Source organism: Paenibacillus sp. TAF43_2, assembly GCF_052113545.1.
Taxonomy (GTDB): domain Bacteria; phylum Bacillota; class Bacilli; order Paenibacillales; family Paenibacillaceae; genus Pristimantibacillus.
Genome location: NZ_JBFRDK010000201.1, coordinates 1 through 10611 on the forward strand (window position 1 = coordinate 1; position 10611 = coordinate 10611).

Consider the following 10611-nt stretch of genomic DNA (forward strand, 5'->3'; position numbering starts at 1 on the left):
GTATTTATGGTCATCATGAATCACTTTTCTCTTTGCAATATGATGAAGCTCGCAGATGATAAATGCTTATGTTTTTGTTCGATAATACGCTCAACTTTGTAGTTGCTATAGGCTTTCAAGTAATTTAGAATATCCCGATCTCGAATCGTCGGCACGACGTTTGGCTCGTCGGCGCTTGTAATTCGTGTATATAAAATGACATACTCCGCCTCACATGAGAAAATGTCGTTTAACGTTTTGTTGAAATCATGGTCATCCGTAATATGGTAAAGAACGTCTAAACAAACGACGAGCTCGCATGTTAGATAACCATGGTTAACGAAGTGTCGAGGGTTGTAGGCGAGAAAGCTTTTGGAGCGATCACCGGCAAATCTTTGCGCGCAAATATCGATGGAGGAGTTGGCTACGTCCAAACCTAAATACTGTTCATAGCTCATTAACGATATTTGGTTTCCATCCCCGCATCCGAATTCGATTACCTTTTGAATCCCGTGTTCGCTTATAAAAGAATTAATTACCTCCGCTTTAAAGTCCGCCAGCACACCGTAAGAGCCGCTGCCTGATGTGCCGCCTTGGGAGTAATTGTTGTCCCAATACGTTTTATAGTCAAATGGCGTCTTTTGTTCTTCGGTCATGTTGATTATTAGCCTCCTTTTATTTCATCCATTTGCTTGGCATCCACCATTATATGTATAACAGCTTTTAAGTGAACCGAAGCCAAGTCCTTATCATAGAAACCAACAAAATACTCTAAAAAATAATAAGGATAACAACTAAAAATATGTTTTTAGTTGTTATTAGTTGTTTTTATGTTGACTTCGTAAAGGTTGGTGAGTATGATAAGCATGGAAAGCATGAGTCGGATTGGGGCAGCACTTAATTCATATAGTAGAGGAGAAATGATGAATGGAGAAAATAGCACGGGTGTTCATTATAGGCTGGGATGGAGCAGGGAATTTTGTGAAAGATGCGCATACCCCTCATTTGGATCGATTAATTCGTACAGGTACATTCACATTTGACGCTCAAACGGTCTCACCAACGATTAGCGCGCAATGCTGGGGATCGCTTCTTCACGGAGTAGGCCCTGAAAAACATGGTCTTACGAATGATATCGCCAGTGAACATACGTTTCCCGAGCAATCGCAATATCCTTCGATTTTCCGAATTGTAAGCGATAGTATTCCAGATGCCAAAATGGCGGCGTTCAGCGTCTGGAATCCAATTAATGATGGCATTATCGAATCGACAATCGATGTGCATAAAGTATCGATGAATGACCGTGAGCTTTCGCTTGCGGCTGCTGAATATATTAAGGGGAATCCCGATGTGTTGCTGATGTTTATCGGCTTAGACTTGCCCGATGGAGCGGGGCACCAGCATGGATTCAATACAGCTGAACAGCTGCTTGCCATAGAAGAGACGGATGAAAGTACAGGAATCATATTACAAGCCATTGAAGAGACGGGACTTCTGAGGGACAGCTTGATTATTGTCGTTTCCGATCATGGGGGCGGCGGAGAGCAGGCTTATCAGCATGGCAGCGATCACCCACTGGACAAAACGATCTTCTGGGGCTGTGCTGGCCCTGGAATTAAACATAATGCCACTCTTCAAGGTGAGCTCATGATTACAGATACGGCGGCAGTTGTTCTCCACGCACTAGGGCTGAATGCAAGAAGCTGGGATGCCAAGCTGCCTGAAGGCCTTTTTAATCCTTGATCTTTTTTATTCAAAAGCTGAGGTTAACAAAAAAACAGCGCGTCCTTAACTAAGGAACGAGCTGTTTTATTGAGGACATAGATAAATCACTACTAAATTCGTAATAAAAGATGAGCTATTTTCGCTAAAATAGGTGGCTTTGCGAGTGAATTTGACAACATAAACAGGGGCATACAATATGCACATTAGTACTGCGAAAATTGCAAAAATAAGTCATTTAAAATAATAATTAACTGCTGTTGACTTCCTTCTAACGAGGAGGTAATATAATTTTTACAACATTGTATACGCTTACATTTTAAATAAATTTGTGAATACATATAGTAATGAGGAGGTGTGTTTGTAATTATCAGAAAATTCAAACAACGTTTTGAAGTATCCAATTTATTAACGATGGGGAGTGGGCCGAATGCAAAAAAAAGAATGTGTAGCGATGCTGCTTGCAGGCGGTGAAGGAAAAAGATTAAGCCATCTCACGTCTAAGCTAGCAAAGCCAGCTGTGCCTTTCGGCGGCAAGTATCGGATCATCGATTTCACGTTAAGCAATTGCAGCAACTCAGGTATTCATACGGTTGGGGTACTGACTCAGTATCAACCGATGGTACTGAACGCTTACATAGGAATAGGCAGCTCATGGGATTTGGATCGAAAAAATGGCGGGGTTACCGTGCTTCCTCCATTTATGGAGCAACGAGGCGGCAGCTGGTATAAAGGGACGGCGCATGCGATCTATCAAAATATTCATTATCTCGAACAATATGATCCTGAATATGTTTTAGTTATTTCCGGTGATCACGTATACAAAATGGATTACTCCCTCATGCTCGAGCAGCACAAGGCAAGGAAAGCGGATGCTACGATCGCCGTAATTGAAGTCCCATTACATGAAGCAAGCCGATTCGGCATTATGGATGTGGATCATGAAGACCGAATTATTGAATTTGAGGAAAAACCGAAGCTGCCCAAAAATAATCTCGCCTCCATGGGCATATATATTTTTACTTGGGATGTATTAAAAAAGAAATTAATTGCAGATGCGCAGGACCCTGGATCAAGCAATGACTTTGGCAAAGACATTATTCCATCGATGCTCTACAGCAGCCATTCTATTTTTGCCTACCGTTTTAGCGGCTATTGGAAGGATGTTGGCACCGTTGAAAGTCTATGGGAAGCACATATGGATCTTCTTCTTGAAAATCCACCGTTTACGCTTCATGACGCGAAGTGGCGAATTTATGCTAAAAATCCTAACAAGCCTCCTCATCATATCGCATCTACCGGCAAAGTGACAGGCTCCTTAGTGAATGAAGGATGTATGGTTTTTGGGGAAGTGGATCATTCCGTACTCTTTTACGGTGTTCATGTTGGTGAAGGCAGTCTCATCAAAGACTCGGTCATTATGCCGGACGCAAAAATTGGGAACAATGTCACGATTCATAAAGCGATCATCGGCTCAGGCACTGTCATTCAAGATGGCGCGATTGTAGGCAGTGCGGGTGATGCGGCTGAAATTACTCTAATCGGTGAAAACATGGTCATTTCTTCTCAATTGATATAGGAGTGAATGCGATGAATAATGTTCTTGGCGTCATCAATCTCAGCATCAACCAGCCGCTCTTGCATGAACTGACCTACTCAAGAGCGACTGCGACGGTACCTTTCGGCGGCAGATATCGATTGATTGATTTTGTATTATCGAATATGGTGAATTCCGGAATTAACAATGTGGCAGTACTCGCTCATAACAATTACCGTTCCATCATTGACCATTTGGGCTCTGGGAAAGAGTGGGATTTGGATCGGAAATACCGAGGATTGTTTATTTTGCCCCCTAACAATAGCAATGTTCCCGGCTTTAACRGCGATTTGCAAAATTTTTACGGTTCTCTCGAATATTTTGCCCGCAGCACGGAGGAGTACGTCATCGTTTCAAGCAGTCATATGATTTGCAATATCAACTATACGGAAGCTGTAGAGAATCATAAGCGCACAAATGCTGATATTACCGTCATCTACAAGGAAATGGACGTCGATCGTGACGATTTCTCCAACCTCATTACGCTTGACTTGGCTCAGGATGGGCGAGTCGTCCGTATGACAGAAAATCGCCAGAACAAGGAAAGCAACAAAGCCTATATGCGGATGATCATCATTAAGAAAGAGCTGCTTATTAATCTGGTCAAAAAAAGCGTGAATCAAAACTACTATGACCTTGTCCGGCATGTCATTATTCGAAATCTGAACGAGTTAAAAGTGTATGGCTACGAATATAAAGGATATTTGGCCGTCATTAATTCCGTTCAAAATTATTTTAAGCACAGCAAAGAGCTGTTGAATCCTGAGGTATGGAAATCTCTATTTTACGAGCCGGGTGTTATTTACACCAAAATCAAGGATGAACCGCCTGCAAGATACGCGAGTAGTGCAGTCGTTAAAAATTCACAGGTGGCTAATGGTTGTATTATTGAGGGAACTGTGGAAAACAGTATCTTATTCCGAGGCGTTCGAATCGGGAAAGGGGCCGTTGTTCGAAACAGTATCGTGATGCAGAAATGTGTGATTGATGAGGATTCTAGCCTTGATCACGTTATTCTCGATAAAGAGGTACATGTCACGCGGGGAAATAAGCTGGCAGGAGAGGAAATATCACCTACCGTTTTCTCAAAGAAAAGCATAATATAAAGCATTCAGCGACCGCTTCTCGTTTTTTTACGGGAGAGCGGTCGTTTTGTATTTTAATTTACTGCATGCCTTCCATCGCAACTCTGGATTCGTTGCGCATGCGCAGCTTGTATTCTCGTGGTGAGCACTGATTTTGCCGTTTAAAGAGCTTATAGAACTGGGCCATGTTCGTAATGCCGACCTCGTAGCTGACATCCATGATGCTTAGCTCACTTGTCAGCAGCAGCAGCTCGGATCGTTTAATTCGTTTATAGTTGACGTATTCAACGAAAGAGACGCCCATCGTTTTTTTGAAATATTTAATGAAGTAGTGGTAGCTCAAATTAAGCAAAGAACTAGCATCCTCTACGGACAGCTTGCTGCTTAAATGGGTGTCCACATAATCGAGAACGGGTCGTAATCGATTTAGTTCAATTTCCTCTGTATCGTTCAGCAGGTTTCGGCTGTCGCTTCTAAGCAGAAGAAGCAGCAACCTTTTTATAATTGAGCTGATAGCAATCTCGTAGCCTCTCATCCTCGTTTGCGACTCTTTGAATATTTCCAAAATAAAGGCATGGGTTTCTTGCTTGGCTGTTTCGTTCATGTCAAAAATATAATTAAGCTTATCGAGCGGCTCTGTCAGCTCGGAGAAGCAATTCAAATAAGGCATTGTACTCTGGTCAAAATGTTTGCCCAAATCAATCTGAAACACAACATAGTGCTGTACTTCCGAAAGCGGCTTGTGGGAGCGATGCGGCTGGGAGGCGCCTAGCACCATAACATCGCCTGGTCCGAGGACGACATAGCCGTGCTTGCTTTGCACACCCAAGTGGCCTTCAATAATAGCGAGGAATTCTACTTCTTTATGATAGTGCCATGGATGTTTCTCAAGCGTGCTGAAATAGTCAGCTTCCGAGTAAATCTCCCAAATTTTAAGAAACAATAGCGGATTTTGATAAATGACTTCTTCGTTGATCGCTTCGGAATGCGTATCAATGGCGGTTTTTATGATAGTCATATGCATCACCTCCATTTTGGAGTATACCACTTTTGGAAATGTTGAATCAATAAACGCGTCATTATTAGCTGTCTTTTCAGTACATCCAGAAAAGGAAGACACTTTAGAATATAAAATCAGCATGTTTAAGTATTACCTTAATGGGGCAAATTTTTTATACTAAGATTAACTGAATGAAAAAGGAGTGTTCATATAATGGCAAAGGTAACGGTATGGAATGAAAATCGTCATGAGCAATTAAATCCGGTTGTAGCTGGAATTTATCCACAAGGTATTCACGGTGCAATTGCAGCCTTTCTAACTGAAGCTGGCTACGATGCAGGAACGGCTACACTAGATGAGCCAGAGCATGGATTAACGGATGAGGTATTAAACAATACAGATGTACTCATTTGGTGGGGACATCTTGCGCATGGAGACGTAAAGGATGAAATCGTTCAAAAAGTACAACAGCGCGTGCTGGATGGAATGGGCTTGATTGTTCTTCACTCCGGTCATTTCTCCAAAATCTTTAAAGCATTGATGGGTACAAGCTGTGACTTGAAATGGCGTGAAGCGGATGAGAAGGAACGCCTTTGGGTTGTAGCGCCAAGCCATCCGATTGCTGCAGGCCTTGGAGAGTATATCGAGCTGGAAAAAGAAGAAATGTACGGTGAGCATTTTGACATTCCTGCTCCAGACGAGCTAATTTTCACAAGCTGGTTTGAGGGCGGAGAAGTGTTCCGCAGCGGCTGTACGTTTACTCGTGGAAACGGCAAAGTATTTTACTTTAGACCGGGACATGAAACGTATCCAACGTACCATAACAAAGACATTCAACGCGTCATTACGAATGCCGTGAAATGGGCACAGCCGGTAGACCGCAATCGTCCGGTTTATGGAAATGCACAGCCACTTGAAAAAATTTCGGTAAAATAAAATTATAAAAAAAGTAATGTAACGCTTGGGAGTTTAATCCCAAGCGTTATTTTGTTTTGAGCACTATTTTGAACCGTTACATTTAGTCAAAATAGTGCATTGGCAAATGGGGTATAATCCACCATACTAAATGGAGTGATCGCTCGGGCTTGCCTGCCCGATTGCATAGATGAAATCCTTGTCGCAAGAACAATATAATAAGCTTGCACTATATCTAAGCCGTCTTCGTGCTTTTTGATATGGTGCTTTTTAATCCTATGGCCGATTGCAAAGAAAGCAGCGTTAATCGTGTTGGCAAGCGGCTGTTTTGGCGAAAACAATGCAGGAAGTTGAAAACGGTTTATTGATCTTACCAGCGCTACCGCCTAAGATAAATAAAACCAAACTCGCACGGCCTGCATATGAGAAGAGGGCATTGCTCCTGAAGAGGCTGCCATGCCTCGATACGGAAACGGTATCGGGGTTTCTTTGGTTTACATCACCCGGGAAATAATTACAGTGTGCTTTTGCAGAGAAAGTTAATGTGTTCGTTGCATGGCTTTGAAATTTCAGGTAAAGGGCGGCTGTTCATAAACAAGAAAACGGCGCAAATCATCAGAGAAAAGGGTGAGGGCTAATGATGAGCAAATCGTGGTTTAATCGGCTGCTTCTTTCCTATATGCCGATATTTATTATCGTAGTTACCTTCACTTTTTTTGTGTTTTTTCAATTAATAAGTGAGCAGGGTCGGAAAGAAGCTATTAATGCTAACAGCATGTTGTCTTTGCAAGCGATGAGGTTAATCGACACGTCTTTACGAGCAATAGATAACATGGTGATGAAGGAATCGATTAACAACAAGTCACTTATCGATTTTTTCAACAGCAACGAGAACGGTGACCCTTATATTAACATTAGCGCCGTCATGAAAATGAACGATATGATTTCTTATTATCCACTCATTGATTCAGTCTATCTGGTTCGCTATGAAGATCAGGTTGTGCTGAGTAATGCGACAGGCGGACATATCGACACCTATCCAGACAAAGCTTTTATCGAGCAATATCGCAATACGATCTCTCAGAAATGGACGGATAAGCGGACATTTAAGCAATTCACAGTATTGGAGAGCAAGGATGTTGTCAGCCTCGTGAGAGGTGCTCCATTCATGACGGGTGAAAAAGGAATGATTGTTGTCAATGTCGCAACGGATGCTTTGGAGCGTTTAGTTCATGAGCTTTACAACTCGGAAGTCAGCTTCATTCGCATCAAAGACGGGGCAGGCAATGAATTGCTCAATGAGGCAGAACCTGTAGATTCTATGCGCGTTTATGCAAATTATAAATCGAGTTATTCGAATTGGTCTTATATTAGCGGTTTTGTGCAAGGTACATTTATTCAAACGGTATCGTTGCTTTATAATGTATGGTTTGTGATCGGGCTCCTAATGATCATTGCAGGTCTCGTATGGATGATTTATATATCAAGGCGAAATGCGAAGCCGGTAGAACAGATTGTGTCACGCTTCAGCGGATATAAATTAGCACTGGCAGAAAGTGGGAAAAACATTGGATCTGGCAGGATTAACGAGTTTGTCTTTATCGAATCCGCACTTGATAATTTAACGGAGCAGGCAAGGCAATATCAGCAGCAGTATAAGGAAGATCTTCATTTACGGACACGTAATCTATTCCATCAGCTTATTGAAGCTGGAGCGGAGCTGACGCCTCTGGAATGGCAGCGCGAAGCGCTGCGGCTGCAGCTTCCCGCGCCTGCGGATCGCCATACGCTTATTGTCATGGAACTGGATAAGTACGGAGAGTTTTGCAGCAGTTATTCGCGAAACGATCAAAATTTGTTGAAATTCGCTCTGCGAAGCATTACTTATGAGCAGTCGTCACGCTTCGGATACGCATGCTGGGCAGAATGGACAGCCTCTTCTCGTCTCAGTGTTATTTTATTTGAGAGCGGAAATGCTCATGCTGCCATGCTAGTTCAGCTTTGTGACAGCATTCGGGCTTGGATTGAACAAAATATGAAGTTCACGATTAGTATAGGAATCGGTGATCCAGCCTTGCAGCATTCCGAAATCGCAAAGTCGTTTCAACAGGCTTTGGAAGCACTTAATTACAAAATGGTGCTTGGCGAAAATCGCCTAATTACACGCGAGGATATGATGAATCAAGGCCAAGTTGAAGTATACGCTTATCTTGGGATGATTAGATCTGCTGTTTATGCCTTCCGCAAATCAGAAGCGAGCTGGAGAGCAGAATTAGACGATTTATTCAGCCAGATGAAGCAAGGCTTGCTCACTAAGGACGAGATTATGAACGTTATTAATTACTTGCTCTATAGTTTGGGACGCGAGCTGTCTGGTCTCGGCAATGAATTTAATCTCGTATGGGAAAGCGAAGCACTGCCGGTTCTAACGGGAAAATTGGATAACTGCCATTCTCTGGAAAAAATGCACGAGGCGATCATCGGTAAAATGACAGAGCTTGAGCATACGCTTGCAGATATGCGTTACAGCGGTCAGCATGCCGCCATTATTCAGGAGATGCGGAGAGTTATTGAAGAGGAATATGTAAATCCGAATATGTCGCTTGAATATTTAAGCGAGAAATATGATATGAATGCCAAATATGTAAGCAAGCTGTTCAAAGAAACAACAGGCCAGAAGTTCATTGATTTCTTAATTGATATTCGGCTGAATGAAGCGAAGCGGCTTTTGAAAGAGACACGGAGGACGGTTCAGGATATTGCGGAAGAGGTTGGTTACACAAGTGCGATTTCGTTTACGAGAGTGTTCAAGAAAGTGGTTGGATGCTCGCCAGGTGAATACCGTTCAGAGACGCTGAAGCAGCAAAATGGCTGAATATTCATGGAGTTGAAAATCGTTAAGCGCAAGAATTATGTTAGTTCTTTTATCGAAAAATGGATGCTATAGGGACGGCAGCACCGTTAGTATAAGGTGCTGCCGTTTCTTATGGAGCAGCGATGCGAAAAAGGTTAAGCTCGCAATTAATGTATCTTGTTGCATAGTGAGGGCAGCTTATAAAATGATCACATGAAAGCGCAACCAAAAATGAGAATGTTAAAGGAGGCTAGCCCTTGTCCAAACTTAATCATGAATGGCATTCCGTTCCGCAGGCCTTTGCACACCCAGCAAGAAGGTATGGGCCTCTACGCAAAATGGCTCGCCACTGGCAATTGTATTTCGTCATTTTATYGCCGATTGCTTATCTCATTATATTCAAATATGTCCCCATGGCGGGCATCGTGATCGCGTTCAAAGATTACAACGTCATTAAGGGTATCTTTGGAAGCGAGTGGATCGGGCTAAAATATTTCAAGCAGTTTTTCGAATCTCCAAATTTTTGGCTCTATATGAAAAATACGCTTGGCATTAGCTTCTATGGCTTGTTAGTCGGCTTTCCAGCCCCAATCATCCTTGCGCTTGCGCTTAATGAAGTGCGCAATGGACTATTCAAGAAAAGTGTACAGCTGGTTTCTTACGCACCTTACTTTATATCAACGGTCATTATGGTTTCGATCTTAATTGTCAACTTGACCCCAAACGTAGGGATCGTCAGCAAATTGTTCCAAATGCTTGGTGTGGAAAACACTAACTTTATGGGTATTCCTTCATTATTCAAATCCATCTATGTCTGGTCGGATGTGTGGCAGCATACCGGTTACGGGGCCATTATCTATATTGCGGCATTAGCTGGCGTCAATCCTGAGCTGTATGAAGCGGCAAGGGTTGATGGGGCATCGAGAATACAAAAAATTATTAATGTCGATATTCCAAGTTTGATTCCGGTATCCGTCATTCTTCTTATTCTTAATTTAGGCAATCTGATGAAGCTCGGTTTTGAGAAAATTTATTTGATGCAAAATCCGCTTAACCTAGCGACCTCAGAAGTCATTTCTACTTATGTGTATAAAGTGGGCTTGCTGGGTTCGAGCTTCAGCTTCTCAGCAGCAATCGGAGTTTTCAACTCCGTTATTAATTTAACATTGCTGATTGTCGTCAACTATATCGCTAGAAAAATTTCAAATAATAGTCTGTGGTAATTGAGGCAGAAGGGAGACTTTATGAAAAAAAACATTACCATTCGAGAATCAAACGGTGATCGATTATTCATGGCATTCATTTATGCTTTTCTGACTGTGGTTCTATTAGTGGTGCTTCTGCCGCTTCTCTATATTTTAAGCTCTTCCTTTAGTTCGCCGCAGGCTGTCGTTTCCGGCAAGGTATGGCTGTTCCCGGTCCATTTCACGCTCGATGGCTACAAGGCGGTATTCAACAA

8 protein-coding genes and 1 pseudogene are annotated in these 10611 nt (G+C 42.5%); 7 read left to right on the forward strand and 2 right to left on the reverse strand.

What is annotated here, in order from left to right; translation table 11 throughout:
- Positions 1-20: 20 nt before the first annotated feature.
- Positions 21-635 (reverse strand): methyltransferase domain-containing protein, encoded by a 615-nt coding sequence (locus AB4Z17_RS28500; protein ID WP_441911553.1) that lies wholly within the window; start codon positions 633-635, stop codon positions 21-23.
- A 271-nt stretch (positions 636-906) separates the two neighbouring features.
- Here AB4Z17_RS28500 and AB4Z17_RS28505 point away from each other — a divergent pair, with 271 nt between their 5' ends.
- From AB4Z17_RS28505 to glgD, 3 genes are all read left to right on the forward strand, one after another.
- On the forward strand, positions 907-1722 hold the full coding sequence (locus AB4Z17_RS28505) for an alkaline phosphatase family protein (protein WP_441963560.1): 816 nt from the start codon (positions 907-909) through the stop codon (positions 1720-1722).
- 409 nt (positions 1723-2131) lie between these two features.
- Positions 2132-3280, forward strand: a complete 1149-nt coding sequence (locus tag AB4Z17_RS28510) for a glucose-1-phosphate adenylyltransferase (RefSeq protein WP_076269533.1) — start codon at positions 2132-2134, stop codon at positions 3278-3280.
- A gap of 11 nt (positions 3281-3291) precedes the next feature.
- Positions 3292-4404, forward strand: a complete 1113-nt coding sequence (gene glgD, locus AB4Z17_RS28515) for a glucose-1-phosphate adenylyltransferase subunit GlgD (RefSeq protein ID WP_441963563.1) — start codon at positions 3292-3294, stop codon at positions 4402-4404.
- A 58-nt stretch (positions 4405-4462) separates the two neighbouring features.
- Here glgD and AB4Z17_RS28520 read toward each other — a convergent pair whose 3' ends face one another.
- Positions 4463-5401, reverse strand: a complete 939-nt coding sequence (locus AB4Z17_RS28520; RefSeq protein ID WP_441963564.1) for an AraC family transcriptional regulator — start codon at positions 5399-5401, stop codon at positions 4463-4465.
- A 195-nt stretch (positions 5402-5596) separates the two neighbouring features.
- Here AB4Z17_RS28520 and AB4Z17_RS28525 point away from each other — a divergent pair, with 195 nt between their 5' ends.
- From AB4Z17_RS28525 to AB4Z17_RS28540, 4 genes and pseudogenes are all read left to right on the forward strand, one after another.
- Positions 5597-6319, forward strand: a complete 723-nt coding sequence (locus tag AB4Z17_RS28525) for a ThuA domain-containing protein (protein ID WP_076269536.1) — start codon at positions 5597-5599, stop codon at positions 6317-6319.
- Positions 6320-6935: 616 nt separating this feature from the next.
- The gene (locus tag AB4Z17_RS28530; protein WP_441963566.1) at positions 6936-9173 is read left to right on the forward strand and encodes a helix-turn-helix domain-containing protein; all 2238 of its coding nucleotides are present in this window, start codon (positions 6936-6938) and stop codon (positions 9171-9173) included.
- 317 nt (positions 9174-9490) lie between these two features.
- Positions 9491-10375 carry an ABC transporter permease gene (locus AB4Z17_RS28535; RefSeq protein WP_441963568.1) on the forward strand — a complete coding sequence of 295 codons (885 nt, stop codon included), beginning with the start codon at positions 9491-9493 and terminating at the stop codon, positions 10373-10375.
- Positions 10376-10396: 21 nt separating this feature from the next.
- Positions 10397-10611 (forward strand): annotated as a pseudogene (locus AB4Z17_RS28540) (carbohydrate ABC transporter permease); the annotation flags it as partial.

What these genes read in the sequence shown, in the direction of transcription:
- AB4Z17_RS28500 (WP_441911553.1), bottom strand. Translation starts at nt 635, where the DNA reads ATGACCGAAGAACAAAAGACGCCATTTGACTATAAAACGTATTGGGAC.
- AB4Z17_RS28505 (WP_441963560.1), top strand. Translation starts at nt 907, where the DNA reads ATGGAGAAAATAGCACGGGTGTTCATTATAGGCTGGGATGGAGCAGGG.
- AB4Z17_RS28510 (WP_076269533.1), top strand. Translation starts at nt 2,132, where the DNA reads ATGCAAAAAAAAGAATGTGTAGCGATGCTGCTTGCAGGCGGTGAAGGA.
- AB4Z17_RS28520 (WP_441963564.1), bottom strand. Translation starts at nt 5,401, where the DNA reads ATGACTATCATAAAAACCGCCATTGATACGCATTCCGAAGCGATCAAC.
- AB4Z17_RS28525 (WP_076269536.1), top strand. Translation starts at nt 5,597, where the DNA reads ATGGCAAAGGTAACGGTATGGAATGAAAATCGTCATGAGCAATTAAAT.
- AB4Z17_RS28530 (WP_441963566.1), top strand. Translation starts at nt 6,936, where the DNA reads ATGATGAGCAAATCGTGGTTTAATCGGCTGCTTCTTTCCTATATGCCG.